The sequence below is a fragment of the Phytopseudomonas daroniae genome, assembly GCF_004327275.1.
Classification (GTDB): domain Bacteria; phylum Pseudomonadota; class Gammaproteobacteria; order Pseudomonadales; family Pseudomonadaceae; genus Aquipseudomonas; species Aquipseudomonas daroniae.
Genome location: NZ_QJUJ01000005.1, coordinates 18,665 through 40,759, shown reverse-complemented (window position 1 = coordinate 40,759; position 22,095 = coordinate 18,665). Strand labels below are relative to the sequence as shown.

18 protein-coding genes are annotated in these 22,095 nt (G+C 63.2%); 15 read left to right on the top strand and 3 right to left on the bottom strand.

Annotation, left to right across the window (positions count from 1 at the left end; genetic code table 11):
- Nucleotides 1–80 precede the first annotated feature (80 nt).
- The 4 genes from DNK10_RS13605 (at nt 81) to DNK10_RS13590 (ending at nt 4,314) form a co-directional block, all read left to right on the top strand.
- A complete protein-coding gene (locus DNK10_RS13605) occupies nt 81–989 on the top strand; it encodes a carbohydrate ABC transporter permease (RefSeq protein WP_131191937.1) in 909 nt (302 codons plus the stop codon).
- Nucleotides 982–1,812 carry a carbohydrate ABC transporter permease gene (locus DNK10_RS13600; protein WP_131191936.1) on the top strand — a complete coding sequence of 277 codons (831 nt, stop codon included), beginning with the start codon at nt 982–984 and terminating at the stop codon, nt 1,810–1,812. The genes DNK10_RS13605 and DNK10_RS13600 overlap by 8 nt, the downstream gene beginning before the upstream one ends.
- Before the next feature lie 30 nt (nt 1,813–1,842).
- Nucleotides 1,843–2,991 carry an ABC transporter ATP-binding protein gene (locus tag DNK10_RS13595; protein ID WP_131191935.1) on the top strand — a complete coding sequence of 383 codons (1,149 nt, stop codon included), beginning with the start codon at nt 1,843–1,845 and terminating at the stop codon, nt 2,989–2,991.
- Nucleotides 2,992–3,114: 123 nt separating this feature from the next.
- Nucleotides 3,115–4,314: a maltoporin gene (locus tag DNK10_RS13590; RefSeq protein ID WP_425273857.1), complete on the top strand. Its 1,200-nt coding sequence runs from the start codon at nt 3,115–3,117 to the stop codon at nt 4,312–4,314.
- 127 nt (nt 4,315–4,441) lie between these two features.
- Here DNK10_RS13590 and DNK10_RS13585 read toward each other — a convergent pair whose 3' ends face one another.
- Entirely contained in the window at nt 4,442–5,311 is an 870-nt protein-coding gene (locus DNK10_RS13585; protein ID WP_131191933.1) for a MurR/RpiR family transcriptional regulator, read from the bottom strand.
- A gap of 435 nt (nt 5,312–5,746) precedes the next feature.
- On the opposite strand from DNK10_RS13585, the gene zwf reads away from it, so the two are divergent.
- The 11 genes from zwf to DNK10_RS13525 all read left to right on the top strand — a co-directional run bounded on the left by zwf (nt 5,747) and on the right by DNK10_RS13525 (nt 20,022).
- The gene (gene zwf / locus DNK10_RS13575; protein WP_131181554.1) at nt 5,747–7,216 is read left to right on the top strand and encodes a glucose-6-phosphate dehydrogenase; all 1,470 of its coding nucleotides are present in this window, start codon (nt 5,747–5,749) and stop codon (nt 7,214–7,216) included.
- On the top strand, nt 7,203–7,916 hold the full coding sequence (gene pgl, locus DNK10_RS13570; RefSeq protein WP_131191931.1) for a 6-phosphogluconolactonase: 714 nt from the start codon (nt 7,203–7,205) through the stop codon (nt 7,914–7,916). The genes zwf and pgl overlap by 14 nt, the downstream gene beginning before the upstream one ends.
- A gap of 19 nt (nt 7,917–7,935) precedes the next feature.
- Complete coding sequence (locus tag DNK10_RS13565) at nt 7,936–8,595, top strand: bifunctional 4-hydroxy-2-oxoglutarate aldolase/2-dehydro-3-deoxy-phosphogluconate aldolase (RefSeq protein WP_131191930.1); 660 nt, start codon at nt 7,936–7,938, stop codon at nt 8,593–8,595.
- 62 nt (nt 8,596–8,657) lie between these two features.
- Nucleotides 8,658–10,283 (top strand): NADP-dependent glyceraldehyde-3-phosphate dehydrogenase, encoded by a 1,626-nt coding sequence (locus DNK10_RS13560; RefSeq protein WP_131191929.1) that lies wholly within the window; start codon nt 8,658–8,660, stop codon nt 10,281–10,283.
- 76 nt (nt 10,284–10,359) lie between these two features.
- Nucleotides 10,360–11,178 carry a shikimate 5-dehydrogenase gene (locus tag DNK10_RS13555; protein ID WP_131181550.1) on the top strand — a complete coding sequence of 273 codons (819 nt, stop codon included), beginning with the start codon at nt 10,360–10,362 and terminating at the stop codon, nt 11,176–11,178.
- Between the two features lie 382 nt (nt 11,179–11,560).
- On the top strand, nt 11,561–11,719 hold the full coding sequence (locus tag DNK10_RS13550; RefSeq protein ID WP_131173629.1) for a DUF3309 family protein: 159 nt from the start codon (nt 11,561–11,563) through the stop codon (nt 11,717–11,719).
- A gap of 127 nt (nt 11,720–11,846) precedes the next feature.
- On the top strand, nt 11,847–12,860 hold the full coding sequence (locus tag DNK10_RS13545; protein WP_131191928.1) for a ligase-associated DNA damage response exonuclease: 1,014 nt from the start codon (nt 11,847–11,849) through the stop codon (nt 12,858–12,860).
- Nucleotides 12,857–14,596: an ATP-dependent DNA ligase gene (locus DNK10_RS13540; RefSeq protein WP_131191927.1), complete on the top strand. Its 1,740-nt coding sequence runs from the start codon at nt 12,857–12,859 to the stop codon at nt 14,594–14,596. The genes DNK10_RS13545 and DNK10_RS13540 overlap by 4 nt, the downstream gene beginning before the upstream one ends.
- Nucleotides 14,593–17,172 carry a ligase-associated DNA damage response DEXH box helicase gene (locus tag DNK10_RS13535; RefSeq protein ID WP_131191926.1) on the top strand — a complete coding sequence of 860 codons (2,580 nt, stop codon included), beginning with the start codon at nt 14,593–14,595 and terminating at the stop codon, nt 17,170–17,172. Before DNK10_RS13540 ends, DNK10_RS13535 begins: the two co-directional genes overlap by 4 nt.
- Nucleotides 17,169–17,837: a ligase-associated DNA damage response endonuclease PdeM gene (gene pdeM, locus DNK10_RS13530; protein ID WP_131191925.1), complete on the top strand. Its 669-nt coding sequence runs from the start codon at nt 17,169–17,171 to the stop codon at nt 17,835–17,837. The genes DNK10_RS13535 and pdeM overlap by 4 nt, the downstream gene beginning before the upstream one ends.
- Nucleotides 17,838–18,099: 262 nt before the next feature.
- Nucleotides 18,100–20,022 (top strand): HAMP domain-containing methyl-accepting chemotaxis protein, encoded by a 1,923-nt coding sequence (locus DNK10_RS13525; RefSeq protein ID WP_131181545.1) that lies wholly within the window; start codon nt 18,100–18,102, stop codon nt 20,020–20,022.
- 94 nt (nt 20,023–20,116) lie between these two features.
- Here DNK10_RS13525 and DNK10_RS13520 read toward each other — a convergent pair whose 3' ends face one another.
- Nucleotides 20,117–20,899 carry a hypothetical protein gene (locus DNK10_RS13520; protein WP_131181544.1) on the bottom strand — a complete coding sequence of 261 codons (783 nt, stop codon included), beginning with the start codon at nt 20,897–20,899 and terminating at the stop codon, nt 20,117–20,119.
- A 74-nt stretch (nt 20,900–20,973) separates the two neighbouring features.
- A complete protein-coding gene (locus tag DNK10_RS13515) occupies nt 20,974–21,954 on the bottom strand; it encodes an alpha/beta hydrolase (RefSeq protein ID WP_131181543.1) in 981 nt (326 codons plus the stop codon).
- Nucleotides 21,955–22,095: the final 141 nt, after the last annotated feature.

Genomic DNA, 22,095 nt, shown 5'->3' with positions numbered 1-22,095 from the left:
CAAGCCCACCTGCGACAGGCGTTCAGCGCTGTCGTAGGCGGCGTTCGACCCGAATTTCATCTTCACACTGGTAATGCCCGATGAGTGTCACGACGGTAATCGGCAAGGCTTCACCCTTCGACGCGCTGCAGCGCTGGCTGCCCAAGCTGGTGTTGGCGCCGAGCATGCTGGTGGTGCTGGTCGGCTTCTACGGCTACATCCTCTGGACGCTGGTGCTGTCGTTCACCAACTCCAGCTTCATGCCCAGCTACAAGTGGGTTGGCCTGCAGCAGTACGTGCGGCTGATGGACAACGACCGCTGGTGGGTGGCGAGCAAGAACCTGATGGTGTTCGGCGGCATGTTCATCGGCATCAGCCTGGTCATCGGCGTGTTGCTCGCGGTGTTGCTGGATCAGCGCATTCGCCGCGAAGGCTTCATCCGCACCATCTATCTGTATCCCATGGCGCTGTCGATGATCGTCACCGGTACCGCCTGGAAATGGCTGCTCAACCCCGGCCTCGGGCTGGACAAGATGCTGCGCGACTGGGGCTGGGAAGGCTTTCGCCTGGACTGGCTGGTGGATCAGGATCGGGTCATCTACTGCCTGGTGATCGCTGCCGTGTGGCAGGCCTCGGGCTTCGTCATGGCGCTGTTCCTGGCGGGGCTGCGCAGTGTCGATCAATCGATCATCCGGGCGGCCCAGGTGGACGGCGCCAGCCTGCCGACCATCTACCTGCGCATCGTGCTGCCGAGTCTGCGGCCGGTGTTCTTCAGCGCGGTGATGATCCTCGCCCATATCGCCATCAAGAGCTTCGACCTGGTGGCGGCGATGACTGCGGGCGGCCCCGGCTACGCCTCCGATCTGCCGGCGATGTTCATGTACAACTTCACCTTCAGCCGCGGCCAGATGGGCATCGGCTCGGCCAGCGCGATGATGATGCTCGGCGCGATCCTGGCGATTCTGGTGCCCTATCTCTACTCGGAACTGCGGGGCAAACGCCATGACTAGAGCCTTCAGCCCAAGCCGTGTGGCGATCTACGCCACCCTGCTGTTCGCCGCGGCGCTGTACCTGGTGCCGCTGGTGGTGATGCTGCTGACCAGCTTCAAGACCCCCGAGGATGTGCGTGCCGGTAACCTGCTGTCCTGGCCCGAGGCATTCACCCTGATCGGCTGGGTCAAGGCCTGGGATGTGGTCGGTGGCTACTTCTGGAACTCGGTGAAGATCGCCGTGCCGGCCGTGCTGATTTCCACGGCTGTCGGCGCTCTGAATGGCTACGTGCTGTCGATGTGGCGCTTCCGCGGCTCGCAGCTGTTCTTCGGCCTGTTGCTGTTCGGCTGCTTCCTGCCGTTCCAGACGGTACTGCTGCCAGCCTCGTTCACCCTCGGCAAGTTCGGCCTGGCGAATACCACCACGGGCCTGGTGCTGATTCACGTGGTCTATGGCATCGCCTTCACCACGCTGTTCTTCCGCAACTTCTACGTCAGCGTGCCGGATGCCCTGGTCAAGGCGGCGCGCCTAGACGGTGCCGGCTTCTTCACCATCTTCGGGCGCATTCTGCTGCCCATGTCGCTGCCGATCATCATGGTCTGCCTGATCTGGCAGTTCACCCAGATCTGGAACGATTTCCTGTTCGGTGTGGTGTTCGCCAGTGGCGACGCGCAGCCGATCACCGTGGCCCTCAACAATCTGGTGAACACCAGCACCGGGGCCAAGGAATACAACGTGGACATGGCCGCGGCGATGATCGCCGGGCTGCCGACCCTGCTGGTGTACATCGTGGCGGGCAAGTATTTCCTGCGCGGCCTCACGGCCGGCGCGGTCAAGGGTTGAAAGCTGCGCTTTCAACGTGGAGAGAAGTAAATGGCAACGCTTGAACTGCGCAACGTCAACAAGTCCTACGGCAGTGGCCTGACGGACACCCTCAAGAGCATCGACCTGAAGATCGATGCCGGGGAATTCCTGATCCTGGTCGGCCCCTCGGGCTGCGGCAAATCCACCCTGATGAACTGCATCGCCGGGCTGGAGAGCATCAGCAACGGCGCGATCCTGGTCGACGACGCCGACATCAGCGGCATGAGCCCCAAGGATCGTGACATCGCCATGGTGTTCCAGTCCTACGCGCTGTACCCGACCATGAGCGTGCGCGACAACATTGCCTTCGGTTTGAAGATGCGCAAGATGGCGCCAGCTGCCATAGACGAAGAAGTGGCACGGGTGGCCAAGCTGCTGCAGATCGAGCACTTGCTGGGGCGCAAGCCCGGTCAGCTTTCCGGTGGCCAGCAGCAGCGCGTGGCCATGGGCCGGGCGCTGGCGCGGCGGCCGAAGATCTACCTGTTCGACGAGCCTCTTTCCAACCTCGACGCCAAGTTGCGGGTGGAGATGCGCACCGAAATCAAGCTGATGCATCAGCGCCTGAAGACCACCACGGTGTACGTCACCCACGACCAGATCGAGGCCATGACCCTCGGCGACAAGGTGGCGGTGATGAAGGAGGGCGTGATCCAGCAATTCGGCACGCCGCAACAGATCTACAACGACCCGTCCAACCTGTTCGTGGCCAGTTTCATCGGCTCGCCACCGATGAACTTCGTGCCCGTGCAATTGCAGCGGCGTGCTGGCCAGGTATGGGCCAGCCTGACCTCATCGGGCGGCAGCTGCGAACTGCCGCTCGGCTATCTGCCCGAAGGCGCCGAGCAACGCACGTTGCTGCTCGGTATTCGCCCTGAACAGATCCAGCCGGCCAGCGCCTCCGGCCAGGAGGCTTCACTACCGGCCGTGGTCGAGGTCACCGAACCCACCGGCCCGGACACCCTGGTCTTCGTCAGCGTCAATGACAGCAAGCTGTGCTGCCGCCTGGCGCCGGATCAGGCACCAGAGGTCGGGCAGAGCGTCGAGCTGCATATCGATGCATCGCGGGTACTGCTGTTCGATGCCGACAGTGGCGAGCGCGTGCGTCCCGAAGCCCATGTCACCCCACAGAGCAATGTCACTCAGCTCAAGAATCATTGAAAAGGAGTCGGTCTCGCGAGCGCCGTCCTGGCCTCGGTTGTCCTGATGCCGGCATGCAAAGCGGTAACAACAATAAAAACAGCAGGAGAGGGTATGAAACGATCAACGGGTATCGGTCTGGCCATGGCGTTGGGTTCCCTGACGTTACCGGCCACGGGAATGGCGCTGGAGTTCAGCGGCTATGTGCGCAGCGGTGTCGGCAGTGCCGACGGCAACGGCCGACAGTCATGCTTCCAACTGCCGGGGGCGCAGTCCAAGTATCGTCTGGGTAACGAGTGCGAGCACTACGCCGAGCTGGATCTGCGCCAGGATCTGTTCACGCTCGACGATGGCTCGGTGCTGAGCATCGAGGGTATGGCGCAGCTCTTCAACGAGTATGGCCACACGCCGAAATTCACCGGTGATCATGGTACCGCCAGGATGAACCAGATGTACGCCGAGTGGAGCAACATGCCGGCGCTCAATGGTGGTTCATTGTGGGCCGGGCGACGTTTCTACAAACGAAACGACATCCATATCTCCGACTTCTACTACTGGAACCAGAGCGCTACCGGTTTCGGTATCGACGAGATGAAGATCGGCGATTACAAGTACAGCTACGTGTTCTCGCGCAAGGACAGCTACGACCAGAAGCAGTACATCAACCGCCATGACTTCAACGTCGGTGGCTTCACGCCCAATCCGGGCGGTGAGATCGAGGTCGGCGTCAGCTACATCGACAAGCCCGACAGCGATGATGCGCACAGCGGCTGGGCGGTGACGGGTCAGCATGTGCAGAAGAACTTCCTCGGGCTCGGTGGTGACAACAAGCTTGCGCTGCAATATGGCGAGGGGCCGGGAACCGGTCTGGGCTACACCGGCGATCCGACCCTTGATGGCAGCGCCAAGAGCTGGCGTGTCGTCGAGTTCTTCGACTTCCAGGTGACGCCGCGTCTAGGTGGGCAGGTTCAGGCTGTTTACCAGAAGGACAAGCGTGATGACGGTGCGGATCAGGACTGGTGGTCGGTGGGTGGGCGTACCAGCTACGCCTTCACGCAGCAGTTCAAGCTGGTTGGCGAGATCGGCCATGATCAGGTGGACGCTACCGGCGGTACGCGCAAACTGACCAAGTTCACCGTCGCCCCGACCTGGTCGCCAGCCGGCCCTGGTTTCTGGGAACGCCCGGAAATCCGTCTCTACTACACCTACGCCAGCTGGAACCGCGCCGCGCAGGAAGCGGCGAACCTGCTTGCAGAAGGTTCTGCACTGTCCGACACCGGCGCCTTCGGCAGCTCGCGCAATGGCTCCAACTTCGGTGTGCAGGTGGAGTATTGGTGGAAATAAAGCCTCGAGCTGCAAGCGACAAGCCGCAAGTAAAAGCTGACTACGATTTCGCAGTCGCGCAACACTAGCTTGCAGCTTGCAGCTTGCAGCTTGCAGCTTGCAGCTTGCAGCTTGCAGCTTGCAGCTGCTAAAGCGGCTCTTCGCTGGCCGGATAGCGGCTGGCGTTGAGGCTTTCCTTGATCTTGCGCAGATGGGGTTGGAAATCCACTCCGCGGCGCAGGGTCATGCCCGTGGCGAGCACGTCGAGCACGGTGAGCTGGATGATCCGCGAGGTCATCGGCATGTAGATGTCGGTGTCCTCGGGCAGTGGGATGTCCAGGCTCAGGGTGCTGGTCTGCGCCAGGGGCGAGCCGGCGGCGGTCAGGCCGAGTACCGAAGCACCGTTTTCCCGTGCCAGGCGCGCCACTTCGACCAGTTCGCGAGTGCGTCCGGTGTAGGAAATGATCACGAACAGGTCGCCGGTGTGGGCCACCGAGGCCAGCATGCGCTGCATCAGCACGTCGGCGTGGGCGGACACCGCGAGGTTGAAGCGGAAGAACTTGTGCTGGGCATCCAGCGCCACCGGCGCCGAAGCGCCGAGGCCGAAGAAGTGGATCTGCCGTGCCTGGATCAGCAGATCGACGGCGCGGCTGATCAGTTGCGGATCGAGGCTCTGGCAGGCGCTGTCCAGCGAGGCGATGGCACTGCCGAAGATCTTGCGGGTATAGGCTTCGGGGCCATCATCCGCTTCCACCGCACGGCTGACATACGCCGCGCCGCTGGCCAGGCTCTGTGCCAGCTGCATTTTCAGCTCGGGATAGCCGTTGACGCCGAAGGAACGGCAGAAGCGATTCACCGTCGGTTCGCTGACCTGCGCAGCCTGGGCGAGGGCGGCGATACTCAGGCGGGTGGCCTGCTGCGGATTGTGCAGTATCACTTCGGCGACCTTGCGTTCGGCCTTGTTCAGGCTGTCGAGGCGGCCCTGGATCTGCTCGAGAAGATTGCGCACGCGATCCATTATTGTCCTTGTCCGATGAAATGCCGGGTTAATCCTAGGGTCTGTTGCCGTTTCAGCACAAGCCGCGTTGCTGCGCAAAATCCCGCCAGGCTAGGCGGAGGACGCAGGGAATGGCATTCCCTTTTCAAGTCCTCCAACAACGCATGGCGGGATTTTGCGCGCAACCCGAAGGGCCGGGCCCGTTTTGCCGCGACGCTGCGTTTCTCGCCGGCTCATTTAGCCAGCTAAACTTCGCGGCTCGTGCCTTGCCTCGCGGCAAAACGGGCTCCGGCGCGGTCGCGCTGAAACGGCAACAGACCCTCAACCTGTTCTTGTCTACTGGTGGCTATCGTTAACCGCAGTCTATAAAAATGTTGTTTTTATTACTACATTTCCGGTTGCAGAATTGGCGGTTAACCGCTATCAATAGGGTAACTTGTTAGAAGAACAAAGATCATGTCCGTGACTCCCGTTGAGCCTTGTACCTTCGCTTTGTTCGGCGCCCTGGGCGACCTGGCACTGCGCAAGCTGTTCCCAGCACTCTATCAGCTCGATCGCGCCGGGCTGCTGCACGAGGATACCCATCTCCTCGCTCTGGCACGCGAAGGCGGTGATCCCGCCACGCACCTGAGCGCCATCGACAATCACCTGCGCCGCTACCTGCCGGCCAACGAGCTGGACGAGGCGGTGATGCAACGCTTCCAGGCGCGCTTGCGTTACCTGAGCATGGAATTCCTGCCGCCCGACGGCTACCCGCAACTGGCCGAAGCGGTTGGCAGCGGACGTCAGTTGATCGCCTATTTCGCCACGCCAGCCTCGGTGTATGGCGGCATCTGCACCAACCTGGCAGCGGTCGGCCTGGCCGAAGGTACGCGGGTCGTTCTGGAAAAGCCCATCGGTCATGATCTGGAATCCTCCCGAGCGGTCAACGACGCAGTGGCGGAGTTCTTTCCAGAGACCCAGGTCTATCGGATCGACCACTATCTGGGCAAGGAAACGGTGCAGAACCTGATCGCCCTGCGTTTCGCCAACAGCTTGTTCGAGACCCAATGGAACCAGAACCACATCACCCATGTGGAAATCACCGTGGCGGAGAAGGTCGGCATCGAAGGCCGCTGGGGTTACTTCGACAAGGCCGGGCAACTGCGCGACATGATCCAGAACCACCTGCTGCAGTTGCTCTGCCTGATCGCCATGGATCCGCCAGGCGATCTCTCCGCGGATGCCATCCGCGACGAGAAAGTCAAGGTGCTCAAGGCGCTGGAGCCGATGACTGCCGAGCAGCTCTCTCGCCATGTAGTGCGTGGCCAGTACGTAGGCGGCACCAGTGACGGCAAACCGGTTCCCGGCTACCTGGAGGAAGAGAATTCCAACGCCCGCAGCGACACCGAAACCTTCGTCGCGCTGCGTGCCGATATCCGCAACTGGCGCTGGGCCGGCGTGCCGTTCTACCTGCGTACCGGCAAGCGCATGGCGCAGAAGCTGTCGCAGATCGTCATCCACTTCAAAGAGCCGCCGCACTACATCTTCGCCCCCGAACAGCGCCAGTTGATCGGCAACAAGCTGATCATCCGCCTGCAGCCGGACGAGAGCATTTCCCTGCAGGTGATGACCAAGGATCAGGGGCTGGACAAAGGCATGCAGTTGCGTAGCGGCCCGTTGCAACTGAATTTCTCGGCGACGTACGGCAGCTCGCGCATTCCCGATGCCTACGAGCGGTTGCTACTGGAGGTCATGCGTGGCAATCAGAACCTGTTCGTGCGCAAGGATGAAATCGAGCATGCCTGGCAATGGTGCGATCAACTGATCGCCGGCTGGAAGAAACTCGGCGACCCACCCAAACCGTACGTCGCCGGCACCTGGGGGCCGATGAACTCCATCGCCCTGATCACTCGCGACGGGAGGGCCTGGTATGGCGATCTCTGACCTCGAATTCCCTGTGGGTGTGGTCGCTCGTAGCCACAGCGACTCACAGCATCTGGCCACATCTCTGGCGCAGGCCGTTGCCGATGCATTACGCGATGCCATCGATAGCCATGACCACGCCACGCTGGTGGTGTCTGGCGGACGTAGCCCGATCGCCTTCTTCAAGGCGTTGGCCCAGCAGCCATTGCCCTGGGCGAAGGTGCTGGTGAGCCTGGCCGATGAGCGCTGGGTGCCGGTTAGCCACGCCGACAGCAACGAGGCGCTGGTGCGTCAGCACCTGTTGCAGGGGCCGGCAGCCGAAGCGCGACTGCTTGGCCTGTACCATAGTGCCGGCAGCCTCGAGGAGGCGGCCAGACTGACCGAACAAACGCTGAGCGACCTGCCTCCCATCGATGTACTGGTGCTGGGCATGGGCAATGACGGGCATACCGCTTCGCTGTTTCCCGACAGCCCGAATCTGCATGAAGCGCTGCAGGACGATTGCCCGCGCCGTTGCCTGCCGATGCTGGCACCCTCGGTACCGCATCAGCGCCTGACCCTGACTCTGCCGCTGCTCAAGGCCGCACGTCTGCCGCTGCTGGCGATCGAGGGGCAGGGCAAATTGAACGTGCTGGAGCAGGCGCTACAACACCGTGACCACAAAAAAATGCCGATCAGCGCGTTTCTTGGCGCGCCTTTAGAAATTTACTGGTGCCCTTAGGCCAAAAGGATCAAAAGACATGACACACGCCATCAGCCGCCCAAACCCAACCATGGCTGAGAAGATCGCCAGCATCGACGCGCTCTGCGCTCGGGCGCGCATCATGCCGGTGATCACCATCGCCCGCGAGGAAGACATTCTGCCGCTGGCCGATGCCCTGGATGCCGGCGGCCTGCAGGTGCTGGAAATAACCCTGCGTTCGGCGCACGGGCTGACCGCCATTCGCCGCCTGCGCGAAGAGCGTCCGCACCTGTGTGTCGGTGCCGGCACGGTACTCGATCGACACATGCTCGATGCGGTGGAGAAGGCCGGCGCACAGTTCATCGTCAGCCCTGGCTCCACCGATGAACTGCTGCGCGCCGCCCTCGACAGCCCGGTACCGATGCTGCCCGGCGTGTCCAGCGCCTCGGATCTCATGATCGGTTATGCCCTGGGCTATCGCCGCTTCAAGTTGTTCCCTGCCGAGATCTGTGGCGGCACTGCCGCGCTCAAGGCTCTTGGCGGCCCATTCGGGGATGTGCGTTTCTGCCCCACTGGCGGGGTCAATCCGGACAACCTGCAGCGTTACATGGCCCTCGCCAACGTGATGTGCGTAGGCGGCAGCTGGATGCTGGACAGCTCCGCTGGCTGGGACAACGTTCGTCGTACCAGCGCCGAGGCACTGGCGCTGCTGAATTGAGCGAACATACCTCGTCATAGCCCGCGCCGTGGGGCCGGGCCTCTTTGCGTTCAGGAATTCTCATGTCCCGTCCATTCGACCCCGCTGCGCTGTTTCCCCGTCTGCACGATATCCCCGAAGCCTACCGTCCCGATGCCCCGCTCGAGCAACGCGAATACCTGGTCGGTGGCGAGCTACGCCACTGGCAAGGGCCGCTGGCTCAGGTACACAGCCCGATCTACCTCGTCGAAGATGACGGCGAGCGTCAGGTGGTGCTCGGTAGTACGCCGCTGCTGGACGCCGACGCCGCCCTGGCCGCGTTGGATGCCGCCGTCGCGGCTTATGATCACGGCCAGGGGCTGTGGCCGAAGCTGCGCGTAGCCGAGCGCATCGCTCATGTGGAAGCCTTCCTGACGCGCATGCGCGAACAGCGTACGGCAATGGTCAAGCTGCTGATGTGGGAGATCGGCAAGAACCTCAAGGACTCCGAAAAGGAGTTCGACCGTACCTGCGATTACATCGTCGACACCATCGGTGCGCTCAAGGAGCTGGATCGTCGCTCCAGCCGTTTCGAACTGGAGCAGGGCACCCTGGGGCAGATCCGCCGCGTGCCACTGGGTGTGGCGCTGTGCATGGGGCCGTACAACTACCCGCTGAATGAAACCTTCACCACGCTGATCCCGGCACTGATCATGGGCAATACGGTGGTGTTCAAGCCGGCCAAGTTCGGCGTGCTGCTGATGCGCCCGCTGCTGGAAGCGTTTCGCGACAGCTTCCCGCCGGGCGTGATCAACATCATCTACGGCCGTGGACGCGAAACGGTCAGTGCCTTGATGGAAAGCGGCAAGGTCGATGTGTTCGCCTTCATCGGTACCCACAAGGGCGCCAGCGACCTGAAGAAACTGCACCCCAAACCGCACCGCCTGCGCGCGGCGCTGGGCCTGGATGCCAAGAACCCGGGCATCGTGCTGCCCGATGTGGATCTCGACAACGCGGTGAGCGAGGCACTGACCGGCACGCTGTCGTTCAATGGCCAGCGCTGCACGGCGCTGAAGATTCTTTTCGTCCATGAGGACGTATTGCAGCCGTTCCTCGACAAATTCAGTGCCGGCCTTGCCACGCTCAAGCCGGGCATGCCCTGGGAGCCCGGTGTCGCCCTGACGCCTCTGCCCGAGCCGGGCAAAGTGGATTACCTGAAAACGGTCATGGCCGATGCCATCGACAAGGGGGCGAAGATCATCAATCCGGGTGGCGGCGAACACCGCGAGAGTTTCTTCTACCCGGCGTTGCTGTGCCCGGTGACTCCGCAGATGCGCCTGTATGGTGAAGAACAGTTCGGCCCCTTGGTGCCGGTGGTGCCGTATCGCGATGTGAAAGAGGTGATCGACTACGTGCTGCAGTCGGATTTCGGCCAGCAGCTCAGCCTGTTCGGCAACGACCCGCAGCAGATCGGTCGCCTGGTCGACGCCTTCGCCAACCAGGTTGGGCGCATCAATATCAACGTTCAGTGCCAGCGCGGGCCGGATACCTTCCCGTTCAACGGGCGCAAGGATTCCGCCGAAGGCACGCTGTCGGTGCACGACGCCCTGCGTACCTTCTCCATCCGCACCCTGGTAGCGACCCGTTTCACGGAGGACAACAAGGCGCTGGTGAGTGAGGTGATCCGCCAGCGCTCGTCGAATTTCCTGACCACCGATTACATTTTCTGAGAGCCTGTTCGACGTCTCGCGAGCTGGAGCAATGCAAATGCGCAGCAGACTTTGAGCAGCTTCTGAGGTTCTCTGCATGACACTCAACATCAGCAAAGACACGCGCCTGTGCATGTCACTGTCCGGCCGCCCCGGAAATTTCGGTACGCGTTTCCAGAATTACCTGTATCAGGCGTTGGAGCTGGACTACCTCTACAAGGCGTTCACCACCACGGATCTGCCGGCTGCCATCGCTGGTATCCGCGCACTGGGCGTTCGCGGCTGTGCGGTGTCGATGCCGTTCAAGGAAGCCTGCATCGAGCACCTCGACGCCCTGCACGAATCGGCGGCGACGCTGCAGTCGGTCAACACCATCGTCGCGGATGATGGCCACCTGACCGGCTACAACACCGACTACAGCGCGGTGGTGCATCTGCTCGAACAGCACGGCGTGCCCAGCGACATCCGCTACGCCCTGCGCGGTAGCGGCGGCATGGCCAAGGCGGTGGCTTGTGCGTTGCGCGACAGCGGCTTCGGCAACGGCAGCATCGTCGCCCGTAACGAGGTGGCGGGCAGGGCATTGGCACAGCAGTGCGGCGTTGATTGGCGCCCGGCACTGGATGGACAGGGCGCCGATCTGCTGGTCAATGTCACGCCGCTGGGCATGCGCGGCCCGGAGGCCGAGCAACTGGCTTTCGACGAACGCGCCGTCGCTTCTGCGCAGTGGGTTTTCGACGTGGTTGCCGTGCCGGTGGAAACCCCGCTGATCCGGCTGGCCCGTTCCCTGGACAAGCCTGTGATCACCGGTGGCGAAGTGATCGTGTTGCAGGCCGTGGAGCAGTTCGCCCTGTACACCGGCGTGCGGCCCGATGCCGAGTTGATCGCGCGCGCCGCACGCTTTGCCCTGGCCGAATAGCGCGTCTGTGGGGCGATACGTGTAGGCGCGTCGACCTCGGCGCGAACGATGCTGGCCGTACCGCGAGTTTTGCGTGGGTCAGACAGACGATTCGCCGCGGGGGCGCGGCTACAGGGGTGTCGTAAGAATCAGAGCTGCCCCAGGCCGCCAGTCTGTCGTTCACCTTCACGGCCTGACTTGGCACCGCCGATTTAAAGTTTGCACTTTCCGTTTCCTTGCTCAGTCGTAAAAGAGGTAGGGCATGGCGCTGCGACGAACGCTCTGCCAGACGCTGGCTTCGCCGCAGCGCCATGCCCTGCATCCGAACGGATGCCTGCACAGGCTTCTGATGCCTGGCGCGCCACTTCGAGTGGCTCGCCGACAGATACGCAAGGAGATAGCCATGGGCTTGGGAACCATACTGCTGATCATTTTGATCCTCATGCTGATTGGTGCCATCCCGGCATGGCCGCACAGCCGCAGCTGGGGCTACGGGCCCACTGGTGGGCTTGGACTGGTGCTGGTCATCGTGCTGGTGCTGTTGCTACTCGGCTACCTATGAGCCAGCGCCTGCATCTTTGATGTAGGTAGTCACCGTCGGCGGCGCTCGCCGCTGACGGCTGAGCTGGCCAAGGCCAGTTTCCGATTGTCCTTTCTCTCCCCTGTTTTCATTTCCGGAGGTCGCCTGCTTGGATCTGGTGATTGCACGGCCTGAAGGTCTGTACTGTCCTCCCGGAGATTTCTATATTGACCCCTGGCGCCCCGTTGAGCGGGCCGTCATCACCCATGGGCACGGTGACCATGCCCGCGCAGGCAGCGCCCATTATCTGGCCGCCGCGCCGGGTGAGGGCATCCTGCGAACCCGCCTGGGTCGCGATATCAACTTGCAAACCCTGGCCTATGGCGAGCCCATCGATCACCACGGCGTCACCCTGAGATTTCATCCCGCCGGCCATGTGCTGGGCTCGGCCCAGGTACGCCTCGAGTATCGCGGCGAAGTCTGGGTGGCGTCTGGCGACTACAAGGTGGAGCCGGACGGTACCTGCGATCCCTTCGAACCGGTGCGCTGCCACACCTTCATCACCGAATCCACCTTTGGCTTGCCGATCTATCGCTGGCAGCCCCAGGCGCAGATCTTCGCTGGCATCAATGATTGGTGGCGACTGAATCAGCAAGCCGGGCGGGCCAGCGTGCTGTTCTGCTACGCCTTCGGTAAGGCCCAGCGAATCCTGCACGGTATCGATGCGAACATCGGGCCGATTCTCGGTCACGGCTCCATGGAACCCTTGCATCAGGTCTATCGTGATGCTGGCGTTTACCTGCCCGAAACGCGCTATGCCGGTGGGGTGGCAAAGGGCGACCCGCTGCTGCGTCAGGCCCTGATTCTGGCGCCGCCTTCGGCAGGCGGTAGCACCTGGATGCGACGCTTCGGGGACTACAGCGATGCGTTCGCCAGCGGCTGGATGCTGCTGCGTGGCACGCGTCGGCGGCGCGGTGTCGACCGCGGCTTCGTGCTCTCCGACCACGCCGACTGGCCCGGCCTGCTATGGGCTATCGAGCAGACCGGTGCCGAGCGGGTCATGGTTACCCATGGTTCGGTGAACATTCTGGTGCGTCACCTGCGCGAGCAGGGCCTCGATGCTCAGGCCTTCGAAACCGAGTACGGCGAGGAAGACGATGCGGCTGCGGAGCCAGCGGCATGATCGCCTTCGCGCAGCTCTACGCGCGCCTCGATGCCACCACTTCGAGCAATGCCAAGCTCGCGGCGCTGCAGGATTATCTGCGCGGCGCCGAACCGGCCGACGCGGCCTGGGCGGTGTACTTTCTCGCCGGTGGCCGCCCGCGGCAACTGGTGCCTTCGCGTCAACTGCGCGAACTGGCCATGCAGCGGGCCGGCCTTTCTCCCTGGCTGTTCGAAGAAAGCTACTCGGCGGTCGGCGACCTGGCCGAAACCATTGCACTGTTGCTGCCGGAGGCGACCAGCACCTCCCGGGATGGGCTGGCGGTGTGGGTCGAAGACAAACTGTTGCCGCTGCGTGGCCTGCCGCCGGACGAGCTCGCGCTGCGCCTCGATACGCTCTGGGCGCAGCTCGATCCGCAGTCGTTGATGGTCAGCATCAAGTTGATCACCGGGGCTTTTCGGGTCGGTGTTTCCAGGCTGCTGGTAACCCGCGCCCTGGCGAGTATTGCCGAGGTCGACGCCAAGCGCGTCGCTCAGCGTCTGGTGGGCTATACCGACCTGTCGTACCGGCCCACGGCTGCATCCTACAAGCGCCTGATCGCCGCCGAGTCGGATGACGAACACGCCCAGCGCGGTGGTCAGCCCTATCCGTTCTTTCTCGCCCATCCGCTGCAGCGCCCACTGGAGGAGTTCGAAACCAGCCTGGGGTCGCCCGCCGACTGGCTGATCGAATGGAAGTGGGATGGAATCCGCGCGCAACTGGTCAAGCGCGACGGCCAGTTATGGGTCTGGTCACGGGGTGAAGAGTTGATCAGCGAGCGTTTTCCCGAATTGCAGGAGTTGGCGCCATCGCTGCCGGACGGCACGGTGATCGATGGTGAACTGGTGGTCTGGCGCCACGCACCAGAGGCCACCGCTCAGCAGGGCGAGTTGATGGCCCATGCTGCCGAGGAATCTCCCGAGCGGCTGAACGACCAGGTCGAAGCGCAGCTCGAGCAATACGGTATTCAACCCTTCGCGCTGTTGCAGCAGCGCATCGGCCGCAAGACCCTGAGCCGCAAGCTGCTCGACGAGGTGCCAGTCGCCGTGCTGGCCTACGACCTGCTGGAGTGGCGGGGGGATGATTGGCGCATGCGCCCGCAGCACGAACGACGCGCTCAGTTGGAACATGTGGTGGCCATGTGCGCCAGCCCGCGTCTGATGCCATCGCCACTGCTGCACGGGGATAGCTGGCAGGCGCTGGCCGAACAGCGCGAGGCCTCACGCGCTCTGGGCGTGGAAGGCATGATGCTCAAGGCGCGTGAGTCCGCTTACGGAGTGGGGCGTAGCAAGGATGTCGGCGTCTGGTGGAAATGGAAGATCGATCCGCTGAGCGTCGATGCCGTGCTGATCTACGCCCAGCGAGGGCATGGCCGGCGCGCCAGCCTGTACAGCGACTACACCTTCGCCGTATGGGACGGTGCGCCAGGCGATCCCGAGCGGCGCCTGGTGCCCTTCGCCAAGGCCTATTCCGGGTTGACCGACGAGGAAATGCGCAAGGTCGACGCCATCGTGCGCAAGACCACGGTGGAGAAATTCGGCCCGGTGCGCAGCGTGACGCCAAGCCTGGTGTTCGAACTGGGCTTCGAAGGGATCGCCCGTTCCCCGCGTCACAAGAGTGGCATCGCCGTGCGCTTTCCGCGCATGTTGCGCTGGCGCCATGACAAGACGGTGGAGGAGGCCGACACCCTGGCGCTGCTGCAGGAGTTGCTGCAATGAGCCTGGCGAGTACCTGGCTGCGCCGCAACGGCTGGAAGGCTTTCGAGTTTCAGAAGGAGGTGTGGCAGGCGGTCGCCGAGGGGCGTAGCGGCCTGCTGCATGCGTCGACCGGAGCGGGCAAGACTTATGCCGTATGGCTGGCGGCGCTCAATCGCTTCGCCGGTAAAGGCGCGCCGAAGAAGGCGGTAAGCGGCAAGCGTGCGCCGCCGGTCGTGCCACTCACCGTACTCTGGATCACGCCGATGCGTGCCCTGGCCGCCGACACCCAGCGTGCCCTGCAGACGCCGCTGGATGGCCTGGAGATTCCCTGGAGCCTGGGCATGCGCACTGGCGATACCGGCAGCGCAGAGCGTCAGCGCCAGGCACGCCGGCTGCCGTCCGCCTTGGTCACCACTCCCGAAAGCCTGACCCTGCTGCTGACCGGCAGTGATGCGAAAGCGCAGTTCGCCCATGTGGGTATGCTGGTGGTGGATGAGTGGCATGAACTGCTCGGCAACAAGCGCGGCGTGCAGTTGCAATTGGCTCTCGCGCGGCTGCGGCAGTGGAACCCGCAACTGATCGTCTGGGGGCTGTCGGCCACGCTCGGCAATCAGCCGCATGCCATGGAGGTTCTGCTACCGGACGGCGGCGGTTGCCTGGTGCGCGGCGAGCTGGGCGCTGCGCCACAAATCGATACGCTGCTGCCGGCGGCGATGGAGCGCTTTCCCTGGGCTGGCCACCTGGGCTTGCGGCTATTGCCCCAGGTCGTCGAGGAGCTGGAAAGCAGCAGCGTCACCCTGGTCTTCACCAACACCCGCTCGCAGTCCGAGCTCTGGTACCAGGCGCTGCTCGAAGCGCGACCGGACTGGGCCGGGTTGATCGCACTGCACCATGGTTCGCTGGCGCGCGAAGTCCGCGACTGGGTCGAGACAGGGCTCAAACAGGGCATGTTGAAAGCTGTGGTCTGCACCTCCAGCCTGGATCTGGGGGTCGACTTCCTGCCCGTCGAGCGGGTCTTGCAGATCGGCTCGGCCAAGGGCGTAGCCCGCCTGCTGCAACGCGCCGGGCGTTCCGGCCATGCGCCGGGGCGTACGTCGCGTATCACACTGGTGCCGACACATGCCCTTGAGTTGATCGAAGCCATAGCCGTGCAGGATGCCGTGGCGGCTGGGCGCATCGAGGCTCGCGAGTCGCCGTATCAGCCGCTGGACGTGCTGGTTCAGCATCTGGTCAGCGTGGCCCTGGGCGGCGGCTTTCGCCCCGATGAACTGCTGCGCGAAGTGCGCAGTACCTGGGCGTATCGTGATCTCGATGACGCGCAGTGGCGCTGGGCGCTGGCGTTCGTGCGTCAGGGTGGTGAGTCGCTCAGTGCCTATCCCGATTATCAGCGCGTGGAGCCGGACGAGGAGGGCGTCTGGCGCGTGCCCAGCCCTCGCCTGGCACGGCGCCACCGGATGAGCGTGGGCACCATCGTCAGCGACGCCAGCCTGGCTGTGAAGTGGTGGAGCAAGGGCGGCAGCGGTGGATCTCTGGGCAGCATCGAGGAGGGCTTCATCGCTCGCCTGCGCCCAGGCGACGTGTTTCTGTTCGGCGGGCGACCCCTGGAGCTGGTGCGTGTGGAGAACATGACGGCCTATGTGCGCCGCAGCAACGCGAGCAAAGCCAGTGTGCCGCGCTGGAACGGTGGGCGCATGCCGCTCTCCAGCGCGCTGGCTGAGGCCGTGGTGGCGCGTTTCGGTGAAGCGGCTCAGGGACGCTTCGATGGGCCGGAAATGCGCATGCTGCAGCCGCTGCTGGAGGTACAGGCGCAGTGGTCGGCACTGCCGGCGCCAGGCACCTTGCTGGCTGAAACCCTGCATTCGCGCGAAGGCTGGCACTTGTTCCTGTATCCCTTCGCCGGGCGCAATGTGCACCTGGGGCTGGCCAGTCTGCTGGCCTGGCGACTGGGCCAGCGGCAGCCGCTGAGCTTTTCCATCGCCGTCAACGACTACGGCCTGGAGTTGCTGTGTGCCAGCGAGGTGGATTGGACGGGCCTGCTCGGCGGCGATCTGTTCGGCGATCACGATCTGCTGCATGACGTGCTTGCCAGCCTGAACGCTGGCGAACTGGCTCAGCGGCGTTTTCGCGAGATCGCCCGTATCGCCGGCCTGGTGTTCGGCGGTTACCCCGGTGCGGGCAAGAGCCTGCGTCAGGTGCAGGCCTCCAGCGGGCTGTTCTTCGACGTGTTCCGCCAGTACGACCCGGACAACCTGCTGCTCACCCAGGCGCACGATGAAGTGCTCAGCCAGGAACTGGATGTCAGTCAGTTGCAGCGCACCCTGGCCGATATGCGCGCGGCACGTCTGAACCTGCATGCATTGCGCCGGGCGACGCCGCTGGCCTTTCCGCTGATGGTCGAGCGCTTCCGTGAGCGGCTCAGTTCGGAAAAGCTCGCCGACCGCATTGCCCGCATGCTTGGCGAACTGGAACGTGCCGCAGGGCCGGGCGGGCAGGCCATCACCGAACCGCTGATCGAAGTCGAACCGGCGATTCGCCGTGGCGAACGCAAGCGCAAGGACGGCCGCCCTCGGAGCAAGGCCAGGGGCAATGAGGCATGAGTGGTACGCCTTACCTGACCGTGGAGATTGCTGGTGAAACGCTCTGGTTGTTGGCGGGCAAGGCGCTGTACTGGCCCGCCGAGCAGGCCCTGCTGATTGCCGACGCGCATTTCGGCAAGGCCGCCACCTATCGCACCCTGGGCCAGCCAGTACCGCAGGGCACCACGGCTCGTAATCTGCAACGGCTGGATGACATGCTGGCGAGCTACCCGACTCGCCGCCTGATCCTGCTGGGTGATTTTCTCCATGCGCGTCCTGCGCGCGTCGGTAGCACTCTGGCGGCATTGCAGTCGTGGCGTAAGCGGCATGCCGAGCTGAAGATCCTGCTGGTACGTGGCAACCATGACCGTAGTGCCGGCGATCCACCGGCTGATCTGGGCGTCGAGGTGGTGAGCGAGCCCTGGCGTGTGGGCCCCTTCGCGCTGTGTCATGAACCTTTGGAGTGTCCGGGCCTGCACGTGCTGGCCGGGCATCTGCATCCGGTATTCGTGCTGCGCGGCCGGGGTCGCGATCGTGTGCGCATGCCGTGCTTCCGCGTGGAAGAAAACATCACGCTGTTGCCGGCCTTCGGTGAGTTCACCGGTGGTATGGCCATCGAGGCGGCGCCAGGGCGAGCGATCTATGGCGCGCTGGATGACGGCGTCTGGCTGCTTAGCCCGGGCTGATGCGGTTTTATGTCGCAGTGCGAAATCTGACGCCTCGCAAAACCTATCCTTGTAGTGATCGTATGTATTTGAAAATTAATATTTTATGTCTCGTTTATCTATCCTTTTGCGGATGCTTTCCGCTACCCGACTGAACAATCGACACGGGTCGTTCTAGTTATTTGTTTTCCTGCCGATAGAATGCCTGCCGCTTAAATCCGCTGGGTCATAAAAACAATTCTCCAGCTACATGCAATCCCTTCAAAAAAGGTCGGAGAACACTATGAACAGCTGGTTCGCCAATATCAGCGTCACCTTGAAACTTGCCTTGGGCTTCGGCCTCGTGCTGGTTCTCACCTGCGTACTCGCGCTGGCTGGTTGGACCAGCCTGGGCAGCCTGATTCAGCGGAGCGACTGGATGACGGAAATCTCCCGTCTCAACGACACGCTGACCGATTTGCGCATTACCCGTTTGCAATACATGTTGACGAACGGTGACGAGAAAGCCGCCGAACCCGTGCAGAAAGCGTTGGATGGCTTCAAGGCGCAACATGCCGAAGTATTGGCGATGTTCAAGAGCCCTGAAAACGTTCGCCGACTGCAGGCGCAGGGTACGCAGATCGATGCGTATCAGCTATCGCTGAACAAGATGCGCAGCGGTTATCGCGCCGCCGATGAGGCGCGTCAGGAAATGACCCGCAATGCGGTGACCGCCGGCCAGTTGGTCGATGAGATCAACAGCGCCGTGGTGAGTCTGCCGCTGTATGACGAAAGCCGCGCTGCCCAGTTCGAGGCGGTCACCAAGGTGAAGGAAGGGTGGCAGATGGTGCGCTATCAGGTGCGTGGCTACACTGCCAACCCCGGCACCGAATCCGAGCGCCTGGCAATCACCCAGATCGATTCGACCATCGCCGATCTCGGTCAACTTCGCCAGGCGTTCGCTGCCGAGCATTCGCAGCGAGTCAGCCAGGTCAGCACAGCGCTGGAAAACTACCGTACAGCGGTCATGACGTTCAAGGCGACCATCGAAACCATCGCCGCGGCGCGCAAGGAGCTGACCGAGCAAGGCTACGAGATCGTCAAGTTGAGCAAGGAGCTCACCGCCATCCAGCTGGAGCGCCGTGACAGCGAAAGTGCTGCCGCCCGCACCCTGCAGCTCGGCGCTACGCTGCTGGCGCTGCTGGTCGGCATCCTGGCCGCCTGGTTGATTACCCGGCAGATCACCCGTCCGTTACAGGACACGCTGCTAGCGGTCGAGCGTATTGCCGGTGGCGATCTGAGCCAGACCCTGCAAGTGTCTCGTCGCGACGAAATCGGCGTGCTGCAGCAGGGCATTCAGCGCATGGGTACCACCTTGCGCGAACTGATCGGTGGCATCCGTGATGGTGTCACGCAGATCGCCAGCGCTGCCGAAGAACTGTCGGCGGTAACCGAGCAGACCAGTGCCGGGGTCAACAGTCAGAAGGTGGAAACCGATCAGGTGGCCACGGCCATGCATGAAATGTCCGCCACCGTGCAGGAGGTCGCACGCAATGCTGCCGATGCGTCCCAGGCTGCTTCCGATGCAGATCGTGAAGCTACCCAGGGAGATCGCGTGGTCGCTGAGGCTATCGCACAGATCGAACGCCTGGCCGCCGAGGTCAGCCGTTCCACCGAGGCGATGACCCACCTGCAGAGCGAGAGCAACAAAATCGGCAGCGTGATGGATGTGATCAAGGCGGTGGCCGAGCAGACCAATCTGCTAGCGCTGAACGCCGCCATCGAAGCCGCCCGTGCCGGCGAGGCGGGTCGTGGTTTCGCGGTGGTTGCCGACGAAGTCCGTGGTCTGGCGCAACGCACCCAGAAATCCACTGAAGAGATCGAGGGTCTGGTTGCCGGTCTGCAGCAGGGCACCCAGCAGGTGGCCAACATCATGCAGAGCAGCCGTGGCCTGACCGACAGCAGCGTTGAGCTGACCCGCAAGGCTGGTGGTTCACTGGAAAGCATCACCCGTACGGTGTCGAACATCCAGTCGATGAACCAGCAGATAGCCGCCGCGGCCGAGCAGCAGAGCGCCGTGGCCGAGGAAATCAGCCGCAGTATCCTCAACGTACGCGATGTGTCGGAACAGACCGCCGCCGCGAGCGAGGAAACCGCCAAGTCCAGCGTCGAGCTGGCCCGCCTGGGTAACCAGCTGCAGATGATGGTCAGCCATTTCCGCGTCTGATCAACCGGCGTCTGTTGAAATGAGAAAGGCCGTTGCCCCGGGGCAACGGCCTTTTTTCGTTATGGGCACTGGCTGTCGCATGAGCCACGCCCTTCTAGTGGGTCGCGATCCAGATCAGCAGGCCGGCCTGAAACAGACTGAATGCCACCAGGCAGGCGATGGTGAAGCGCAGGCCGCCGTCTTCGCGCTTGAGCTGTTCGAGGCGTTCATGCTGCTTGCGCAGTTGCAGATCCTGCTCGTGCAGGTTCTGATCCGCCTGCTGCAGCATCTGCGCGGCGTCCAACTGCTCGATGAACATGACCTTTTCGCCGTTCCAGTCGCTGTGCAGGGCGCTGAGACGCGGCGCGCTGTAGTGCGCCTTGAGTTGACCGTCCTGATAGTCGACGGCGAAACCCTGGGCTTTCAGGCAATGATCGCGACGTGCGCGGGCTTCTTCGTTCAAGGCATCGCGGCTCGGCAGCGGGCCGGTTTCGACGGTGTAATGGGCGCAATGCTGTTTGGCCCATGCGGCTGCCTGGGCCAGCAGAAAGCGGCCGAGACCACGGTTCTGCGGCTCCAGGCTCAGGCCGCTGTCCGGGCCGAAGCGGGCTTCCTTGTTGCGGTGGTCGAGCCAGAGCTCCAGCACGTTCTGTTCTTTGCGGACTTTCTGCCCCGGCAATTGCAGGCTCAGGCGCAGCAGGCTCTGTTCTTTGCTATGCCGCTCGACCCGCCCGAACTGCACGAAACGCAGCGGCCGCACGCCGGTGTGGCGGTCGATGGGCAAAGGCGCCAGGCGCAGCAGGCGAAAGTGCTCGGGGCCAAGCGTCGCCCACGGATGGGACGGCTCGGCCTGTTCGGTTTCTGGCGCGGCGACGGCTGGCGTTTCGCTGTCGGTCATGGTGCATTCCTCGAAAAGCCACCGCGAAGTTGAGCGCTGGCGTAGGGCCTGTTGCGCTGAAACGGCAGCAGACCCTAATGGCTATCGGCAGCAATATCGGTTTCTACAGGCGGTAATGCCTGAATGAAACTGACGATACGGCTGGTGAGGCCACGAGCCAAGGGCAAGTCCGGATTATCGTAGGAAGCCAGTTGCGCCTCGAAATCCATCGGCACGATGCGCATCACATGGTTCATGCCCGTGACGATCTGCAACTGAGCGTCCGGATTGGCCGCATGCAGCACCTCGGCATCCTGCACGCTGACCTGGATATCGTGGCTGCCCTGGACGATCAGCGCCGGTACGCGCACTCGGGCAAAAGCAGCGGCCGGATCCTGGCGGAACAGCGAAATCAGGTAGGGCTGCACGCTGGTGCGGTACAGCACGGTCAGTTCGTCCGACACCTCGGCAACCTGACGGCCCTCGCGCAGGGCTTCGAGCAAAGCGTCGCTCTCGGCGCGCAGACGCGGCGGCAGGCGGTTGCGCAGTTGCTCCTGGAGCAACTGATCGATGGGGCGGGCGCTGCCGGCGATGGACACCAACGCATCGGCGTCGGCTTCGGGGGCTGCAAGGCTGGCGATCAACGCGCCTTCGCTATGGCCGATCAGGATGACGTGGCTGAAGCGTTTGTCCTGATGCAGCTTGCGGCTCCAGGCCACCACATCGGCGACGTAGCGTTCGACACTCAGGTCGCGCTCATGGGGCGTGGCGGCATGGCTGGCAGCGATGCCGCGCTTGTCGTAACGGACACTGGCGATGCCTTGCTGGGCCAGCGCCTGGGCCAGTTTGCGATGGGCATCGTTATGCCCGCCGCCCGGGTTGTTGCCGTTGCGGTCGGTTGGCCCTGAGCCGGCCACCAGCAGCACCACCGGTACGGCCTCGGTACGTTGCGGCAGCACCAGAGAGCCATGCAGCACGCCCTGGCCGGTATCCAGGCTGACCTGCTCGCGCAGGATGGGGGTTGCCTGAACCAGGCCGGTGAAGAGGGATAGGGTCAAGAGCAGGGCTCGCAGCATGATAGGAACAGGTCTGTGATGGGGTTCGTTGGACGCTGGCGATTGGCCAAAGGTTCGCTCGCGGGTGATCTCCGCAGTTGCGACGGAGTATACTCAGCGGCTTTCCTCTTGGGCCTGCCTTTTCGCCGCAGGCTGCTGATC

Coding starts and splice junctions, on each gene's coding strand:
- DNK10_RS13590 (WP_425273857.1), top strand. CDS start 3,115: ATGGCGTTGGGTTCCCTGACGTTACCGGCCACGGGAATGGCGCTGGAG.
- DNK10_RS13585 (WP_131191933.1), bottom strand. CDS start 5,311: ATGGATCGCGTGCGCAATCTTCTCGAGCAGATCCAGGGCCGCCTCGAC.
- DNK10_RS13535 (WP_131191926.1), top strand. CDS start 14,593: ATGAGCCTGGCGAGTACCTGGCTGCGCCGCAACGGCTGGAAGGCTTTC.
- zwf (WP_131181554.1), top strand. CDS start 5,747: ATGTCCGTGACTCCCGTTGAGCCTTGTACCTTCGCTTTGTTCGGCGCC.
- DNK10_RS13540 (WP_131191927.1), top strand. CDS start 12,857: ATGATCGCCTTCGCGCAGCTCTACGCGCGCCTCGATGCCACCACTTCG.
- DNK10_RS13555 (WP_131181550.1), top strand. CDS start 10,360: ATGACACTCAACATCAGCAAAGACACGCGCCTGTGCATGTCACTGTCC.
- DNK10_RS13595 (WP_131191935.1), top strand. CDS start 1,843: ATGGCAACGCTTGAACTGCGCAACGTCAACAAGTCCTACGGCAGTGGC.
- DNK10_RS13605 (WP_131191937.1), top strand. CDS start 81: ATGAGTGTCACGACGGTAATCGGCAAGGCTTCACCCTTCGACGCGCTG.
- DNK10_RS13600 (WP_131191936.1), top strand. CDS start 982: ATGACTAGAGCCTTCAGCCCAAGCCGTGTGGCGATCTACGCCACCCTG.
- pdeM (WP_131191925.1), top strand. CDS start 17,169: ATGAGTGGTACGCCTTACCTGACCGTGGAGATTGCTGGTGAAACGCTC.
- DNK10_RS13515 (WP_131181543.1), bottom strand. CDS start 21,954: ATGCTGCGAGCCCTGCTCTTGACCCTATCCCTCTTCACCGGCCTGGTT.
- DNK10_RS13560 (WP_131191929.1), top strand. CDS start 8,658: ATGTCCCGTCCATTCGACCCCGCTGCGCTGTTTCCCCGTCTGCACGAT.
- DNK10_RS13565 (WP_131191930.1), top strand. CDS start 7,936: ATGACACACGCCATCAGCCGCCCAAACCCAACCATGGCTGAGAAGATC.
- DNK10_RS13525 (WP_131181545.1), top strand. CDS start 18,100: ATGAACAGCTGGTTCGCCAATATCAGCGTCACCTTGAAACTTGCCTTG.
- DNK10_RS13550 (WP_131173629.1), top strand. CDS start 11,561: ATGGGCTTGGGAACCATACTGCTGATCATTTTGATCCTCATGCTGATT.
- pgl (WP_131191931.1), top strand. CDS start 7,203: ATGGCGATCTCTGACCTCGAATTCCCTGTGGGTGTGGTCGCTCGTAGC.
- DNK10_RS13520 (WP_131181544.1), bottom strand. CDS start 20,899: ATGACCGACAGCGAAACGCCAGCCGTCGCCGCGCCAGAAACCGAACAG.